Genomic DNA, 15,464 nt, shown 5'->3' with positions numbered 1-15,464 from the left:
GGCAAGGGTACGTCAGGAAACGGATATGGATCTGAGCACACCACAGGATGCCGACGGCATCGCCGAACACATCACCATCGCCATCATGGAGCACCGCCTGCCGCCGGGTATCAAGCTGGCCGAGGAGAAGCTGGCGATCGCTTTCGGCGTGGGTCGCAACAAGATCCGCCAGGCGTTGATGGCGCTCGCCAAGGAAGGTCTGGTCAAGCTCCACCCCAACCGCGGCGCGTTCGTCACCAGCCCCACCGTGCAGGAAACCCGCGACCTGTTCGCCACCCGCCGGCTGCTGGAACCGGAGATCATTCGCAACGTCATCCATCGCTCGACCAAGGCCCAACGCAAGCCGCTGCATGCGCATCTGAAAAAGGAGGCCCTGGCGCGCAAGAACCAGGACCGGCGCGCGCTGATCAAGCTGTCCGGCGATTTCCACAGCCTGCTGGCCGAGATCGCCGGCAACAGCTTCATTACCCGCATCATGCGCCAGTTGTGCCCGGTCACCTCACTGATGCATGCACTCTACGATGGTCCGCAGATGCACGCCTGCCCGGAGGACGAACACGGTGCAATCGTTGCTGCCATCGAAGCGCAGGACGAGAAACGCGCCATTGCCCTGATGCTGCATCACCTCGCCCACGTGGAAAGCGTGCTGGACCTGAGCCAGGAACAGCACAGCGCGATCAGGTGGGAGAGTGTCTTCGGGTAAAGAGAGCCGCTTTCACACTGCGGCAGCGTCACGCTCCAGCCACGCCTGGGCGATCTGCTCGCGAGTGGCGAACCACACGCCTTCGTGGCCCTGCGCGTACTCGATGAACTTCTGCAGGGCGCGCACCCGGCCCGGGCGTCCGACCATGCGCGGGTGCAGGCCGACGGACATCATGCGCAAGCCGTCTGCAGATTCTTCGTGCAGCACCTCGAAGCTTTCCTTCATGTATTCAAGAAAGTCGGAAGCCTGGGACAGGCCCGGCGAATTCCAGTAGCGGAAATCATTGACGTCACTGGTGTACGGCACCACCAGGCGGCGTTTGCCTTCGACGTCGACGAAGTACGGCACGTCATCGTTGTAGGCATCGGAGTCATAGAGGAACCCGCCCTCCTCAGCCACCAGGCGACGGGTGCGCACGCTGGCGCCATAGCGGCAGTACCAGCCTACCGGGCGCTTGCCGCAGGTGCGCTGGAAGGACTCGATGGCCAAGCGGATGTGCTCGCGCTCCTGCTCCTCGGTCAGGCGGAACACTTCCTCCCAGCGGTAGCCATGGCTGCACACTTCGTGGCCCAGTTCGACCGCCGCGCGCGCCACGTCGGGGTTCTGCTCGAAGGCCACCGCGCAGGCATGGAACGTGGCCGGCACGTTGGCTTTCTGCAGAATCTGCAGGATGCGCCAGATGCCGACCCGCGAGCCATATTCGTACATCGACTCCATGGCCAGGTTGCGTACACCATCGGGAAACTGATAGCTGCCCCACTCGGTCATGCTTTCCTGATCGGGATCGCCCATGGCCAGGGACCGTTCGGAGCCTTCCTCGTAGTTGATGACCAGGCTGATCGCCAGCCGGGCGCCATTGGGCCAGGTACCCTGGGGACGTTGCTGGCCATAGCCGACCAGATCTCTTAGGGGTGATGTCACGGTACGGCTCTCCAGCAGGTTGGGCAAAGTGCCGGGCCTGGGGCCTCAGCAGTCGATATCTTTCAAAGCGTCGTGGTCGATGCCGCCAAAGGTTTCACCTGCGGCGAAGGCCAGGCCCATGGCCAGTGTCTGGGCCACGCAGAACGCGGCGGTCAATGAGCGAAAGCCAAGCAGTTCGGCGTCGTCGACTTCGATCATCACCGAGGCGCATTGGCCGATGGGGCTGAGCAAGCTGTCGGTGATGGCAACGATCGGCGTCCCGGCCGCGACCGCCTGGTTGCAGGCGTCGATGGTTTCCTGGGCATACGGGGGAAAGCTCACCGCCACCAGCACGTCATCACTGTGCAGCGCGCCGACCTGCTCGCGCAGGCTGCCGCCCAGGCCGCTGATGTGTACGGCGCGCCGTCCGACCCGGCTCAGGGCATAACTGAGGTAGGCGGCCATCGGAAACGAACGGCGCATGCCCACCACGAACGTGGTGCGCGCCTGTTGCAGCAGGGCAATGGCCTGTTTCAGCGCCTGCACCTGCTGCCCTTCGGCGAGGTGTTCGAGGGAGACGATGTTGGCCCGGCTGAACGCGCCGAGCATGGCGCCCACATCGCTCGGGTCGTCGAGCAACTGTTCGCCGCGATAATGGCGAATACGTTCCTTGAAGCTGCCCTGCCCGGCCTTTTCCAACGGCGCCTTGCACACCCGCTGCAGATCGCTGAAGCCGCCATAGCCCAGGGCCTGGGCCAGGCGAATGAACGCCGAAGCGGGAATCTGCGAACGCGCGGCCAGGGCGGCGACCGTATTGAGCGCCACATCATGGGGGTGCTCGATCACGTACTGGGCGGCATCGCGCATGCGCGCAGTGAGTTTGTCCTGCCCCACTGCAATGGCGCTGCGCAGTTCTTCAAGGGTGTGCGGTAATGGCATGGTTCAGTGGCTCGATGGCGGTCAGCTGGGACGCAGGTCTGCGATGGCTCGGGCCAGGCATTCCACCAGCCGCGTCATTTCATCGACGGTGTTGTAGTGCGCAATGGAAACGCGTACCACCCCTCCCTGAGGTGCCAGGCCCAGTTCTTCGATCAAGTGACGGGCATAGAAGTCACCAAAACGAATGCCGATGCGCGCCGCGTCCACCTGGCGCACGATGGCCTCGGACTGCACGCCCTCGACGACGAAGCTGATGGTCGGTACCCGATCGCCCGCCGTCACCCGCGGTTTGCCGATGATGCGCACGCCGTCGGCCTCGCGCAGATAGCCCAGGAGAATCTCGGCCAGGAGGTTTTCCTGCACCTCGAACGCATCGAAGGCCGCCTGCATGATCTGTCGTTCGCTGCCTTCGGTACCCAGGCGCCGGCCGATGTCCAGCAGGTAGTCACTGATGCCTACGCAGCCGTAGGACAGTTCGTAGTTGACGTTGCCCGGCTGCAGCTTGTACGGCAGCACGTCCTGGCCGATGAAGAAATGGTTGAGGCTGGGCAGTTCCAGCAGCAGTTCGCGCTTGCCCCACAGCACCGCGAAATGCGGCCCGAACACTTTGTAGAAGCTGAACACGTAATAGTCGGCGCCGCTGGCCTGCACATCGACCAGACGGTGGGGCGCGTACGCCACCGCGTCCACCACCAGCTTGGCACCGCAGGCGTGCACGCGCTCGGCGACCTGCGCGACCGGGTTGACGCTGCCCAGAATGTTCGACGCGTGGGTCATCGCCACGTAACGCGTGCGCGGTCCGAGAAGTTGCTCCAGGTCGCGCAGCTCCAGCTCCAGGCTGGACCGATCCACCGACCATACGCGCAGGGTGGCCCCGCGCTCTTCGCACAGCCGCTGCCAGGGGCCGATGTTGGCTTCGTGGTCGCTGTGCGTGACGATGATCTCGTCGCCCGCGCCGATCGAAGGCGCAATCGCCCGCGCCAGCAACTGCAGCAACAAGGTGGTCGAACCGCCCATCACACACTCTTCGGAGTGGCGAGCGTTGATCAACTGGGCCACCGAGGCACGTGCTTCCAGCACCTTGGCACCGGCTTGCACCGATGGCTCGTACGAAGCGCCCAACTGCACGGCGTGGTTGAGCAGGTACTGGCTGATGCGCTCGGCCACCGGTTTGAGTACCGCCGAGCCGCCGGCGTTGTCCAGGTAGCCGTAGCCGTCGGCGAGTGCGGGAAATTGGCGACGGACGTAGTCGATATCGAGGGCAGTCAAAGTGAGTCTCCCGGTTGCTTGTTAGGGGTCGAGCCTGTCAGTGGTGCAGGATGGCCTGCAGGAATGCCTGGGTACGGGGTTCCTGGGGCGCGGTGAAGAAGGCCTGGGGATGGTTCTGTTCGATGATGCGACCGGTTTCCATGAAGATCACCCGGTCGGCAACCTTGCGGGCGAAGCCCATCTCATGGGTCACCACGATCATGGTCACGCCGGAGCGGGCGAGGTTCTGCATCACGTCGAGCACTTCGCCGACCATTTCCGGGTCCAGCGCCGAGGTCGGCTCGTCGAACAGGATCACCCGCGGTTCCATGGCCATGGTCCGGGCGATCGCGACCCGTTGCTGCTGGCCCCCGGACAACTGGCTGGGGTACTTGTCGGCATGCGCAGACATGCCGACCTTTTCCAGCAACAGCCGCGCGCGCTCGTGGGCATCGCGTCGGTTCATGCCGCGCACGCGCACCGGCGCCAGGGCCACATTGGCCAGCACGGTCAGGTGGGGATAGAGATTGAAGTTCTGGAACACCATGCCCACTTCGCAGCGGATGCCGGCGAGCTTGGGGCCGGTTTCCACGCGCTGCCCGGACACCCGGATGTCGCCACCCTGGTAGGGCTCGAGCAGGTTGATGCAGCGAATCAGGGTGGATTTCCCCGACCCGGAAGGCCCCAGGATAACCACCACTTCGCCCTGGGCGACAGTCAGGTTGATATCGCTGAGGGCCTGGAATGGCCCGTAGAATTTGTCCAGCCGTTCGATTTCGATGACGTTGCTCATGCTCGCTTGCCTCCGCTGCCGTTGCGACGCTCTACCCAGCTGACCAACTGCACCAGTGGCAGCAGCAACAACAGGTACATGATCGCCGCCCCCACCAGCGGCGTTGGATTGGCCGACAGCGCCTGGGCCTGGGTGGCTTGCTTGAGCAGGTCGGGCATGGCCACCACCGAGGCCAAGGCGGTGTCCTTCATGACGTTGATGCAGTTGCTGGTCATGGGCGGCAAGACGATGCGCATGGCTTGCGGCAGGATCACGTCGCGCATGGTGTTGAAGAAGCTCATGCCCTGGGAAGCCGCCGCTTCGAACTGACCCTTGGGAATGGCCTCGATGCCGGAACGGAAGATCTCCGCCGAATAGGCGCACGACACCAGCGACAGCGCGGCCGTGGCGGCAGCGAAGGACGACAGGCGAATGCCGACGAAGGGCAAGGCGTAGTAGATCAACACCAACAGGACCAGCAGCGGGATGGACCGCAGCACATCGATGTACACCCGTGCCAGCCAGCGCACGGGGGTGTAGCCATACAATCTGAGCATGGCCAGCAGCAGGCCGCCGGCCAGGCCCAGTACGATACTCACCACGCCGAGCAATATGGTCACGCCAAGGCCGCGCAGCATCAAAGGCAGCGCGTCAACGAACACGTCCCAGTTGAAGAAAGTCTGTAGCAACTCCATGAACGGTTACCTTGGTCGTGGGCCGGTAGCGGGCGGGTTGAAGCGCGGTGCTTATTGCGGAACGTCGACGACTTTCACGGTGCTGGAGTCGTCTGCGGCGGCCGCACCGAACCACTTCTTGTGCAGGTCGGCGATCACGCCGTCTTTTTTCATCTCGCTGATGATCGTGTTCACTCGCGCGCCTTCGGCCCAGCCTTTGGCGTGCATCAGCGAGTACTTCTCGCCGGTGGGGATGCGCGCGACCACGGCATACTGCGGCTTGTCCTTGATGTAATAGAGCACGGCGGGAATGTCGCTGATGTAGCCATCCATGCGCCCGGACGCCAGGTCGAGCATGGCCGGCGACAGCCCTTCGTAGCGCGAAATGTCCTTGAACTTGTATTCGCCCTGATGCTTGGCGGCCCACATGTCACCGGTCGAACCGGTGTCGACGCCGACCACCTTGCCGCTCATGTCATCCAGGCCCTTGATGCCGGACTTGGTCAGCACCGACAGCGACTGGTCGCTGTCGTAGTACGGCTGCGCGAACCCGACCGATTCCAGACGCTTGGGCGTGATGGTGATGGACGAAATGGCGATGTCCGCGCGCTTGGACTGCACGGCGCTGAACAGGCCATTGAACGGGATGTTGACGAACTCCACGGTCTTGCCGGCGCGCTTGGCGACTTCCTTCACCACGTCGACTTCAAAGCCGACGATATCGCCCTTGGCATCCTGGAACTCCCAGGGCACGTTGCCGACGTTGGCACCCACGGTCCAATCGGCAGCCAGTGCCGAGGCCGAAAACGCAGTGGCTACAGCCATGCTCAAAAGTACTTTCACGCTCATGTCCAGCTCCCGATTCACGTCAGTGCCAATGGCGGCCTGGGTGCTTGCGCAGGCCTGTCGAGAACGAGACTAGAGCCAAGAATCAAATACTTCAAGAACTAAATTTAATGAATTAAATGCTCCATTGGAGGGCGGTACTTGCCCGCATTGGTGCATCTGGCAAACGCAGGAAGCGTACGGTATCGCGGCTGCCGGACGCAGCACACAGGCCAAGGGCGCACCTTGGCGGAGCATGTTCACCCCCTCCTCGTAGAAGCGGTCAGTGGCCGCGAAAGCCTCACCGCGGTCCACCTGACCCACCGCGTCGCTCTTTTCGCGGGCAGAGCCCGCTCCCACAGAAAGATCGCACCTCCCTCCCCCGTAGGAGCGGTCAGTGGCCGCGAAAGCCTCGATGCGATCCACCTGACCCACCGCGCCGAGCTTTTCGCGGCCGATGAGCGCTCCCACAGGTCTACCTTGCTATCAGCGGTCGTCGTCGGTCGGCGCGGGGTCCTGGAGCAGGTCGTCGAAGTCGATCTTGAGGCCCTGCTCCATGGAATCCAGTTCCACCAGCAACGAGCGGAAGCTGGTCTCGTCCTTGGCCGGGGCCGCGCCTTCGCCCTCGGCGCTGGCATCGGCAAGCGCCTGCAGATGAGCAGGCACCGGCGCATCGTCGTCGTGGTCTTCGAGGATGGTTTCGGGTTCCATCTCGCGCAGAATCGCCAGCGGCGGCAATTCATCGAGGCTCTTCAGGTTGAAATGGTCGAGAAACGCCTTGGTGGTGGCGAACATCGCCGGCCGACCCGGCACGTCGCGGTAACCCACCACGCGGATCCATTCGCGTTCCACCAGCGTCTTGACGATATTGCTGTTGACCGCCACGCCACGCACGTCCTCGATCTCGCCGCGGGTAATGGGCTGGCGATAGGCAATCAGGGCCATGGTTTCCAGCAGCGCACGGGAATAGCGCTGCGGCCTTTCTTCCCAGAGCCGGCCGACCCAGGGCGCGTACTTCTCGCGGATCTGCAGGCGGTAGCCGGACGCGACCTCGACCAGTTCGAAAGCGCGCTTTTCGCAGGACTTGCCCAGCACCTCCAGGGCCTTCTTGAACACCGCCGGCTCGGGCCGCTCGGCTTCCTCGAACAGCTCATGGAGGCGTTCCAGAGACTGGGGTTTTCCGGAGGCCAGAAGAAAGGCTTCGAGCAGCGGCGCCAGATCGCGCGGGTCAGTCAAATTCATTGTTCGGCTCGGGCACGCACGTGGATAGCGGCAAAGGCGTCATTCTGCACCAGTTCGATCAACTGCTCCTTGACCAGCTCGAGGATGGCCATGAAAGTCACCACCACACCGAGCTTGCCTTCCTCGGCACCGAACAGCTCGACGAAGGGTACGAAGCCGCCACCGCGCAAGCGTTCGAGCACCTGGCTCATGCGTTCGCGGGTCGACAGCGCCTCGCGGCTGACCTGATGGCTTTCGAACATGTCGCTGCGGCGCAACACATCGGCCATCGACATCAGCAGCTCTTCCAGGCTGACCTCGGGCAGCAGCTTGCGTACCTTGGCCTGGGGCGCATCGAGCCTGGGCACGTAAAGGTCGCGCCCTACCCGCTTGAGGGTATCGATGCCTTCGGCGGCAGCCTTGAAGCGTTCATACTCCTGCAAGCGGCGAATCAGCTCGGCTCGGGGATCGTGTTCGTCATCCTCGACCACGGCGCTGCGCGGCAGCAGCATGCGCGATTTGATCTCCGCAAGCATGGCGGCCATCACCAGATATTCGGCGGCCAACTCCAGGCGTACGGTTTTCATCAGCTCGACGTAGCCCATGTACTGACGGGTGATTTCCGCGACGGGAATGTCGAGAATGTCGATGTTCTGCTTGCGAATCAGGTACAGCAAGAGGTCGAGCGGGCCTTCGAACGCTTCGAGGAACACCTCCAGTGCATCCGGCGGGATGTACAGGTCCTGCGGCATCTGGGTGAATGCCTGACCGTAGACCAGCGCCAGTTGCAGCTGCTCGGGCGAGCCCTGGGCAAGATTCATTGGCGGATCTTCGACCGCACTCAGATCACTCACGCCATGGCCGCGAACGGTGCCGGATCGCCACAGCCCACGCGCACCACCTGCGGATCGCCATCGGCCAGGTTGATCACGGTGGACGCCTCGGTGCCGCCGAAACCACCGTCGATGATCAGATCGACCTGCTTTTCCAGCAACTGGCGCATTTCGTAAGGGTCGCTGAGCGGCTCCTTGGCGCCGGGCATGATCAGGCTCACGCTCATCAGCGGTTCGCCCAGCTCTTCCAGCAAGGCCAGGGCGATCGGATGGCTGGGCACGCGCAGGCCGATGGTGCGGCGCTTGGGGTGCAGCAGCAGGCGCGGCACTTCACGCGTGGCACTGAGGATGAACGTATAGGGCCCCGGCGTGTGCGCTTTGAGCAGACGGAACGCCGCGGTATCGACCTTGGCGAACAGCCCCAGCTGCGACAGATCGCAGCAGATGATCGCGAAGTTGTGCTTGTCGTCCAGCTGACGCAGGCGGCGCACCCGTTCCACGGCGTTTTTGTCGCCGATCTGGCAACCGATGGCGTAGGAGGAGTCGGTGGGGTAGATCACGATGCCACCGCCGCGAATGATTTCGACCGCTTGCTTGATCAGCCGCGGCTGCGGGTTCTGCGGATGGATCTGAAAGAATTGACTCACGTTGGCATCCTGTTCAGGCGGAAGTTGACGGGTCGTGCTTGAACCGCGCGGACAACGGCGGCAGGTCGACGGGCAATGGCCGATAGACACCGATTTCACCCCACGTGCCAGGGCCGTGGAAGTCGCTGCCGCCACTGACCATCAGGCCGAATTCGCGGGCCAGGATGGACAGCGTGCCGACCTGCTCGGCGGCCTGCATGCCGTTGACCACCTCGATCGCATGGCCGCCGGCCTGAATATAGTCGCCGATCAGCTTGCGCCGCTTGCTGCGCGTGAAGTCGTAGTGCAGCGGGTGAGCCAGGCTGATCCACGCCTTCGCCTCGCGCAATGTGCGCACGGTGTCCTCCAGCGTGGGCCAGTGCTGCTTGACGTCACCCAGCTTGCCCGCCCCCAGCCACTTGCGGAACGCTTCCTGGCGATCCTTGACGTGGCCCTGCTGCACCAGGAAATCGGCGAAGTGCGGGCGCGCCGGCGCATTGCCGCTGTCGCCCAGACCCTTCTGGATGGCCCGAGCACCGTCCAGTGCACCCGGCATGCCCTTGAGCGCCAGGCGTCGGTCGATTTCTTCGGCGCGCAGCCAGCGACCGTGGTGCAGGCTGTCGAGCGCGGCCACCAGCGGCGGTGCATCCAGAGCGAAATTGTAACCGAGCACGTGGATGGTCGCACCGCCCCAGGTGCACGACATTTCGACACCACTGACCCACTGCATGTTCAGTGCTGTGGCCGCCGCACGGGCCTCTGGCAAGCCTTCCAAGGTGTCATGGTCGGTCAGGGCAAGGGTCTGCACGCCGTGATCGAAAGCTCGCTGCACCAGAACGGCAGGCGCGAGGGCACCGTCGGAGGCGGTGCTGTGGCAGTGCAGGTCAACATTCATAGTGGCGCTTTCGCAGTCATTGATGTTTGTTATTATGCCGCCACATCCTGCTTCTGGCTGCCACTGTGAAACAATTGATCGATTTCATCCCGCTGCTCCTGTTCCTCATCGTCTACAAGACCGACCCGCACATGGTCGACCTGGCGGGCCACAGCTTCGAACTGGGCGGCATCTTCAGCGCTACCAAGGTGCTCATCGCCAGCTCCGTGGTCGTCTATGGCCTGTTGTTCCTCAAGCAGCGCAAGCTGGAAAAGGGCCAGTGGCTGACACTGATCGCCTGCCTGGTGTTCGGCAGCCTGACCCTGGCCTTTCACAGCGAGACCTTCCTCAAGTGGAAGGCGCCGGTGGTCAACTGGCTGTTCGCGCTGGCGTTCGCCGGCAGCCATTTCATCGGCAAGCAACTGCTGATCAAACGCATGATGGGCCACGCGCTGACCCTGCCCGACCCGATCTGGGCGAAACTCAACGTTGCGTGGGTGGTCTTCTTCTTGTTCTGCGGTGCCGCCAACCTGTTCGTGGCCTTTACGTTCGAGCAGTTCTGGGTCGACTTCAAAGTGTTCGGCAGCTTGGCCATGACCTTGCTGTTCCTGGTGGGCCAGGGTATCTACCTGTCCCGTCACCTGCATGATTCCGATCGTACAACACCTAAAACCGAGGATTGACATGCTCTACGCCATCATTGCCACCGACACACCCAACTCCCTGGAAAAGCGCCTGGCCGCACGGCCCGAGCACCTGGAGCGCCTGAAACAGCTGGAAGCCGCCGGGCAACTGGTACTGGCCGGGCCTCACCCCGCCATCGACAGCAATGACCCCGGCGAAAGCGGTTTCAGCGGCAGCCTCATCGTGGCTCGCTTCGAGTCCCTGGACGAAGCCCAGGCCTGGGCCGGCGCCGACCCGTTCGTCGCAGCCGGGGTCTACAAGGACGTGCTGGTCAAACCCTTCAAGCAGACCTTGCCTGCGCCCGAATGAAGGTCTAGATGAGCGATCTGCTACTGATCGACGATGACGTCGAGCTGTGTGAACTGCTGAACAGCTGGTTGAGCCAGGAAGGTTTTCAGGTCCGTGCCTGCCACGATGGCAGCAGCGCGCGCAAGGCCCTGGCCGAGCAGGCCCCGGCAGCCGTGGTGCTCGACGTGATGCTGCCCGACGGCAGCGGCCTGGAACTGCTCAAGCAACTGCGCAGCGAACACGCCGAGCTGCCAGTGCTGATGCTCTCGGCGCGGGGCGAACCGCTGGATCGCATCCTGGGCCTGGAACTGGGCGCCGACGACTACCTGGCCAAACCCTGTGATCCGCGCGAACTGACTGCCCGCCTGCGCGCGGTACTGCGCCGCAGTCACCCGGTTGCCGTGGCGGGGCAGATGGAGCTGGGCGACCTGTGCTTCAGTCCGGCGCGCGGCGTGGTCAGCATTGATCAACACGACATCAACCTGACGGTGTCCGAAAGCCGCCTGCTCGAGGCACTCATGCGCCAGCCGGGCGAGCCCCTGGAGAAACAGGAGCTGGCGCAGATCGCACTCGGCCGCAAGCTCACCCTCTACGACCGCAGCCTGGACATGCACGTCAGCAATTTGCGCAAGAAGATCGGCCCGCATGCCGACGGTCGCCCACGGATCATGGCACTGCGCAGCCGTGGCTATTTCTATGCGCAGTAGCTGCCGCTGCGTGCAGCGCGAACGGTGTGGTTTGTAAATGTCACTAGCGTCATGTCTTTACACAAGCCTTACGCGGCATTGACCGCGCCTGACCTTGATCTCCATAAACTGGGCACATCCGGTAGACACCGGGAACCAGACAGGAGATTCACCATGCGCAAGACCACACTCGCAATGCTGTTCGCCGCTACCCTGCCGACCCTGGCGATGGCCATGCCGCAGGGCGGCCCTGACGGTTTCGGCCCAGGCCCAGGCAAGGGCGGCCCAGGCCCTCGTGGCGGCGAGCCGTTCGCCCAGCTCGACCTGACCCACGAGCAACGCACCCAGGTGGGCAAACTGATGGGCGAAGAGCGCCATCAGCAGCGCGACATCACCAAGAAGTACCTGAACAAGCTGCCGGCAGCCGATCGCAAGGCCATGGAAGATGAAATCAAGGCCAACCACGACAAGGCGCAGGCCGACGTGCGTGCGGTGCTCAAGCCCGAGCAGCAGAAGCAGCTCGACGAAATGAAAAAGAAGCAGGACGAGCGCCGCGCCGAATGGGCCGAATTCCAGGCCTGGAAAGCCCAGCAAGGCAAGAAAACCCAGTAATATCGGCGCAAGCCCCCAGCCCGGTCCGCGCATGCGTACCGGGCTTCTTTCATTGAGGAATTTGCCTTGCGTTCACTGTTCTGGCGCATCCTGGCCAGCTTCTGGCTGGCCATCGCCCTGGTAGCCGGCCTGTCGGTGCTGCTGGGCCACATGTTGAACCAGGACACCTGGATCCTCAGTCGGCACCCGGCGGTGAAGCATTTCGCCCAGGACTGGGTAGAGCGGTACGAAAGCAAAGGCGCCGAGGCGGCCCAGGAACTGCTCGAACAGCGCAAGCGTCGCTATCGCATCGACACCCAGGTCCTCAACGAGGCCGGCGAGGCGGTGGTGCCGGGGACCTTCCCGCGTCGCGCCGAAGCCTTCGAGGCGCGCCACAACGAAGCCGATCGCGACCTGCCATGGCGTCGGCTGACGGCGGACTACACCAGCCCCACCACGGGCGACACCTACTTGCTGATCTACCGCATTCCGCACCCCGAACTCGACTCGTGGCACCGCGACTCCTTGCTCATGCCGATCAGCGCGCTGGTGATCGCACTGGTCGTACTGACGCTGTTCAGCCTGATGGTCACATTGTCCATCACACGCCCATTGAGCCGGCTGCGCGGTGCCGTGCACGAGTTGGGGCAGACCACCTATCAGCAGAACAGCCTGGCGCAGCTGGCCAGCCGTCGCGACGAATTCGGCGTGCTGGCGCGCGACTTCAACCGCATGGGCGCACGCCTGCAGAGCTTGATCGGTAGCCAGCGACAGTTGTTGCGCGACGTGTCCCATGAGTTGCGCTCGCCGCTGGCGCGGCTACGCATCGCCTTGGCCCTGGCGGAACGGGCCGAGCCCGCCCAGCGCGACCTGTTGTGGCCGCGCCTGACGCGCGAATGCGATCGTCTTGAAGCCCTGATCAGCGAGATCCTGGTGCTGGCGCGGGTCGACGCGGAACAGGCCACGGCCGAGGATGTGGACCTGCCGGCACTCCTGCAGGCCGTACGCAAGGATGCCTTGATCGCCATGCCGGAGCAGGCCATCGAACTGGACATTGCCACGCACCTTGCGCTGCAGGGCTGGCCGACCATGATCGAGCGGGCCGTGGACAACCTGTTGCGCAACGCCCTGCGCTTCAACCCCGGGCCCGCACCCGTCGTGCTGTCGGCGCAACAGGTGGATGGGCGCGTGCGCATCAGCGTTCGCGATCATGGTCCGGGCGTGGCGGAGGAACACCTGGGGCGCCTAAGCGAGCCATTTTTTCGCGCGCCAGGGCAGAGCGCCGCTGGCCATGGCCTGGGCCTGGCCATTGCCCGCCGCGCCGCCGAGCGACATGGCGGCAGCCTGCACCTGGAAAACCACCCCCAAGGCGGCCTGATCGCGACCCTGGACCTGCCGCCGGTGCCGGTGGTAGTGGCCTAGACCGCCGCGATCATTCGTTTCGGGCCTGAACGCTTCAGGCCTCGACGCCCCAGGCTTGCACGAAGTCGGCGGTAGCCAGCGCAGGCGCTTCGCGCAACTCTCGCGCCGGCGTGCCCAGGTACAGGAAGCCGATGATCTGTTCGCCTTCGATCAGGCCCAGTTTGCCGGCCACATAAGGCGCATAGGACAGCTCACCGGTGCGCCACACCCCTCCCAGCCCTTGCGCGTTGGCCGCCAGCAGAATGCCATGGGCGGCGCAGCCAGCCGCCAGCAGTTGCTCGCTCTGCGGCACCTTGCGGTGCTCCTGCAAGCGGGCGATCACTACCACCACCAAGGGCGCGCGCAACGGCATGTTGCGTGCTTTTTCCAACGCCGCTTCGCCCGCCTCGGGGTTGAGCGCAGTGGCCTCGGCCAAGACTTCGCCAAGCTGCTGCAAGCCTTCTCCTTCGACGGTGAGAAAACGCCACGGCCGCAATTGGCCATGGTCGGGCGCGCGCAGTGCGGCCTGGAACAGCACCTCACGCTGCGCGGCCGTCGGCGCGGGCGCCATGAGCCGGGGAGCTGAAACACGATTGAGCAAAACCTCGAGCGCCTCCATGGGCAACCTCCTGTCGAACGATAAGCCGCTATTCTAGACCCAAGCGGCCTTCGCCTGCCGGGTTTACATGCTGTGGCCCGCAGGTAGAATGGCGGCCCTTTCCTTCATGGCCAGAGCTGACCCCATGGCGTTGCCGACCCTGCGCATCATCGGTTTCATTATCGGCATCTTCCTGATCACCCTGGCCGTGAGCATGGTCGTGCCCATGGGCACGCTGGTGGTGTTCGAGCGCACCGAGGACATCCAGTCGTTCCTGTGGGCCAGCCTGATCACCTTCGTCGCCGGCCTGCTGCTGGTGCTGCCCGGCCGCCCCGACAACGTCAACCTGCGGCCGCGCGACATGTACCTGCTCACGGTCAGCAGCTGGGTGGTGGTGTGCGTGTTCGCCGCCCTGCCCTTCCTGCTGACTCAGCACATCAGCTACACCGACGCCTTTTTCGAAAGCATGTCGGGCATTACCGCCACCGGCTCCACGGTGCTCAGTCATCTGGACGAGATGTCACCGGGCATCCTCATGTGGCGCTCGATGCTGCACTGGCTGGGCGGCATCGGCTTCATCGGCATGGCCGTGGCCATTCTGCCGCTGTTGCGCATTGGTGGCATGCGGCTGTTCCAGACCGAATCCAGCGATCGTTCTGAAAAAGTCATGCCGCGCTCGCACATGGTCGCCAAGTACATCGTGCTGGTGTATGTCGGCTTCACCGCCTTGGGCACCCTGGGGTTCTGGTTGGCAGGGATGAGCCCGTTCGACGCGGTCAACCATGCGATGTCGGCCATTTCCACCGGTGGTTTCTCGACGTCCGACCTGTCCCTGGGCAAATGGCAGCAACCGGCTGTGCACTGGGTGGCCATCGTGGTGATGATTCTGGGCAGCCTGCCGTTCGCGCTCTATGTCTCGACCCTGCGCGGCAACCGCCAGGCGCTGCTGCGCGACCAGCAGGTGCAGGGCATGCTGATCCTGTTGATCGCCACCTGGCTGGTGCTGGGTACCTGGTACTGGGCCACCACCGAGCTGCCATGGTGGACGGCATTCCGCCACGTGGCCCTGAACGTCACCTCGGTGGTGACCACCACGGGCTTCGCCTTGGGCGACTACAGCCTGTGGGGCAATTTCTCGCTGATGCTGTTTTTCTACCTGGGCTTCATCGGCGGCTGCTCGGGCTCGACCGCAGGCGGGATCAAGATATTCCGCTTCCAGGTCGCCTATATCCTGCTCAAATCCAACCTCAACCAGCTGATTCATCCGCGCGCAGTGATCAAACAGAAATACAACGGCCACCGCCTCGACGAGGAAATCGTCCGGTCGATCCTGACGTTCTCGTTCTTCTTCGGCTTTACCGTCGGCATCATCGCCCTGGCTCTGTCACTGCTGGGGCTGGACTGGATGACCGCCTTGACCGGCGCCGCCAGCACGGTTTCCGGTGTAGGGCCGGGGCTGGGCGAGGTGATAGGGCCGGCCGGCAACTTCGCCACGCTTCCGGATGCGGCGAAGTGGATCCTGGCGCTGGGCATGCTGCTGGGCCGACTGGAAATCATCACCGTGCTGATCCTGTGCATGCCGGCGTTCTGGCGGCACTGAT

At 63.8% G+C, this 15,464-nt stretch carries 18 protein-coding genes; 7 read left to right on the top strand and 11 right to left on the bottom strand.

The annotated features are described in order from the left end of the window. Nucleotides 1-25 precede the first annotated feature (25 nt). Nucleotides 26-703 (top strand): GntR family transcriptional regulator, encoded by a 678-nt coding sequence (locus IFT98_RS01170; RefSeq protein ID WP_197976682.1) that lies wholly within the window; start codon nucleotides 26-28, stop codon nucleotides 701-703. A 12-nt stretch (nucleotides 704-715) separates the two neighbouring features. Here the strand turns inward: IFT98_RS01170 and IFT98_RS01165 are convergent, their stop codons facing one another. From IFT98_RS01165 to IFT98_RS01120, 10 genes are all read right to left on the bottom strand, one after another. Continuing rightward, nucleotides 716-1,624, bottom strand: a complete 909-nt coding sequence (locus IFT98_RS01165; RefSeq protein WP_192049661.1) for a polysaccharide deacetylase family protein — start codon at nucleotides 1,622-1,624, stop codon at nucleotides 716-718. A gap of 45 nt (nucleotides 1,625-1,669) precedes the next feature. Further along, a complete protein-coding gene (locus tag IFT98_RS01160; protein ID WP_192049664.1) occupies nucleotides 1,670-2,542 on the bottom strand; it encodes a MurR/RpiR family transcriptional regulator in 873 nt (290 codons plus the stop codon). A gap of 21 nt (nucleotides 2,543-2,563) precedes the next feature. Beyond that, a complete protein-coding gene (locus IFT98_RS01155; RefSeq protein ID WP_192049666.1) occupies nucleotides 2,564-3,811 on the bottom strand; it encodes a cysteine desulfurase-like protein in 1,248 nt (415 codons plus the stop codon). 37 nt (nucleotides 3,812-3,848) lie between these two features. After that, nucleotides 3,849-4,583, bottom strand: a complete 735-nt coding sequence (locus tag IFT98_RS01150) for an amino acid ABC transporter ATP-binding protein (RefSeq protein ID WP_192049668.1) — start codon at nucleotides 4,581-4,583, stop codon at nucleotides 3,849-3,851. Beyond that, entirely contained in the window at nucleotides 4,580-5,257 is a 678-nt protein-coding gene (locus tag IFT98_RS01145) for an amino acid ABC transporter permease (RefSeq protein ID WP_122479164.1), read from the bottom strand. The genes IFT98_RS01150 and IFT98_RS01145 overlap by 4 nt, the downstream gene beginning before the upstream one ends. 51 nt (nucleotides 5,258-5,308) lie before the next feature. Beyond that, a complete protein-coding gene (locus IFT98_RS01140; protein WP_122713162.1) occupies nucleotides 5,309-6,085 on the bottom strand; it encodes a transporter substrate-binding domain-containing protein in 777 nt (258 codons plus the stop codon). A 462-nt stretch (nucleotides 6,086-6,547) separates the two neighbouring features. Next, nucleotides 6,548-7,303 (bottom strand): SMC-Scp complex subunit ScpB, encoded by a 756-nt coding sequence (gene scpB, locus IFT98_RS01135; RefSeq protein ID WP_192049670.1) that lies wholly within the window; start codon nucleotides 7,301-7,303, stop codon nucleotides 6,548-6,550. Then, the gene (locus IFT98_RS01130; protein ID WP_192049963.1) at nucleotides 7,300-8,001 is read right to left on the bottom strand and encodes a segregation and condensation protein A; all 702 of its coding nucleotides are present in this window, start codon (nucleotides 7,999-8,001) and stop codon (nucleotides 7,300-7,302) included. Before IFT98_RS01130 ends, scpB begins: the two co-directional genes overlap by 4 nt. Before the next feature lie 131 nt (nucleotides 8,002-8,132). Next, nucleotides 8,133-8,762 (bottom strand): L-threonylcarbamoyladenylate synthase, encoded by a 630-nt coding sequence (locus IFT98_RS01125; protein WP_122479167.1) that lies wholly within the window; start codon nucleotides 8,760-8,762, stop codon nucleotides 8,133-8,135. Between the two features lie 13 nt (nucleotides 8,763-8,775). Next, entirely contained in the window at nucleotides 8,776-9,636 is an 861-nt protein-coding gene (locus IFT98_RS01120) for a PHP domain-containing protein (protein ID WP_122479168.1), read from the bottom strand. 65 nt (nucleotides 9,637-9,701) lie between these two features. On the opposite strand from IFT98_RS01120, the gene IFT98_RS01115 reads away from it, so the two are divergent. The 5 genes from IFT98_RS01115 to IFT98_RS01095 all read left to right on the top strand — a co-directional run bounded on the left by IFT98_RS01115 (nucleotide 9,702) and on the right by IFT98_RS01095 (nucleotide 13,286). Beyond that, nucleotides 9,702-10,298: a septation protein A gene (locus IFT98_RS01115; protein ID WP_192049672.1), complete on the top strand. Its 597-nt coding sequence runs from the start codon at nucleotides 9,702-9,704 to the stop codon at nucleotides 10,296-10,298. 1 nt (nucleotide 10,299) lies between these two features. Then, on the top strand, nucleotides 10,300-10,608 hold the full coding sequence (locus IFT98_RS01110; protein WP_122479170.1) for a YciI family protein: 309 nt from the start codon (nucleotides 10,300-10,302) through the stop codon (nucleotides 10,606-10,608). An 8-nt stretch (nucleotides 10,609-10,616) separates the two neighbouring features. After that, on the top strand, nucleotides 10,617-11,294 hold the full coding sequence (locus IFT98_RS01105; RefSeq protein WP_192049674.1) for a response regulator transcription factor: 678 nt from the start codon (nucleotides 10,617-10,619) through the stop codon (nucleotides 11,292-11,294). 153 nt (nucleotides 11,295-11,447) lie between these two features. Beyond that, entirely contained in the window at nucleotides 11,448-11,885 is a 438-nt protein-coding gene (locus tag IFT98_RS01100) for a Spy/CpxP family protein refolding chaperone (protein ID WP_192049676.1), read from the top strand. A gap of 66 nt (nucleotides 11,886-11,951) precedes the next feature. After that, nucleotides 11,952-13,286, top strand: a complete 1,335-nt coding sequence (locus IFT98_RS01095) for a sensor histidine kinase (RefSeq protein WP_192049678.1) — start codon at nucleotides 11,952-11,954, stop codon at nucleotides 13,284-13,286. A gap of 34 nt (nucleotides 13,287-13,320) precedes the next feature. Here the strand turns inward: IFT98_RS01095 and IFT98_RS01090 are convergent, their stop codons facing one another. Next, the gene (locus IFT98_RS01090) at nucleotides 13,321-13,884 is read right to left on the bottom strand and encodes an NAD(P)H nitroreductase (RefSeq protein ID WP_122713169.1); all 564 of its coding nucleotides are present in this window, start codon (nucleotides 13,882-13,884) and stop codon (nucleotides 13,321-13,323) included. A 124-nt stretch (nucleotides 13,885-14,008) separates the two neighbouring features. Between IFT98_RS01090 and IFT98_RS01085 the strand changes: the two genes are divergently transcribed. Beyond that, entirely contained in the window at nucleotides 14,009-15,463 is a 1,455-nt protein-coding gene (locus tag IFT98_RS01085) for a TrkH family potassium uptake protein (RefSeq protein WP_185793857.1), read from the top strand. The last annotated feature ends 1 nt before the right edge of the window (nucleotide 15,464 follow it).

Source organism: Pseudomonas sp. CFBP 8770 (assembly GCF_014841705.1).
GTDB lineage: Bacteria > Pseudomonadota > Gammaproteobacteria > Pseudomonadales > Pseudomonadaceae > Aquipseudomonas.
This window is presented reverse-complemented; position numbering and strand designations above follow the sequence as displayed.

Bases quoted from the DNA above. Each gene is read 5' to 3' on its own strand.
- IFT98_RS01170 (WP_197976682.1), top strand. From the start codon at position 26: ATGGATCTGAGCACACCACAGGATGCCGACGGCATCGCCGAACACATC.
- IFT98_RS01160 (WP_192049664.1), bottom strand. From the start codon at position 2,542: ATGCCATTACCGCACACCCTTGAAGAACTGCGCAGCGCCATTGCAGTG.
- IFT98_RS01150 (WP_192049668.1), bottom strand. From the start codon at position 4,583: ATGAGCAACGTCATCGAAATCGAACGGCTGGACAAATTCTACGGGCCA.
- IFT98_RS01145 (WP_122479164.1), bottom strand. From the start codon at position 5,257: ATGGAGTTGCTACAGACTTTCTTCAACTGGGACGTGTTCGTTGACGCG.
- IFT98_RS01140 (WP_122713162.1), bottom strand. From the start codon at position 6,085: ATGAGCGTGAAAGTACTTTTGAGCATGGCTGTAGCCACTGCGTTTTCG.
- scpB (WP_192049670.1), bottom strand. From the start codon at position 7,303: ATGAATTTGACTGACCCGCGCGATCTGGCGCCGCTGCTCGAAGCCTTT.
- IFT98_RS01120 (WP_122479168.1), bottom strand. From the start codon at position 9,636: ATGAATGTTGACCTGCACTGCCACAGCACCGCCTCCGACGGTGCCCTC.
- IFT98_RS01110 (WP_122479170.1), top strand. From the start codon at position 10,300: ATGCTCTACGCCATCATTGCCACCGACACACCCAACTCCCTGGAAAAG.
- IFT98_RS01105 (WP_192049674.1), top strand. From the start codon at position 10,617: ATGAGCGATCTGCTACTGATCGACGATGACGTCGAGCTGTGTGAACTG.
- IFT98_RS01100 (WP_192049676.1), top strand. From the start codon at position 11,448: ATGCGCAAGACCACACTCGCAATGCTGTTCGCCGCTACCCTGCCGACC.
- IFT98_RS01090 (WP_122713169.1), bottom strand. From the start codon at position 13,884: ATGGAGGCGCTCGAGGTTTTGCTCAATCGTGTTTCAGCTCCCCGGCTC.
- IFT98_RS01085 (WP_185793857.1), top strand. From the start codon at position 14,009: ATGGCGTTGCCGACCCTGCGCATCATCGGTTTCATTATCGGCATCTTC.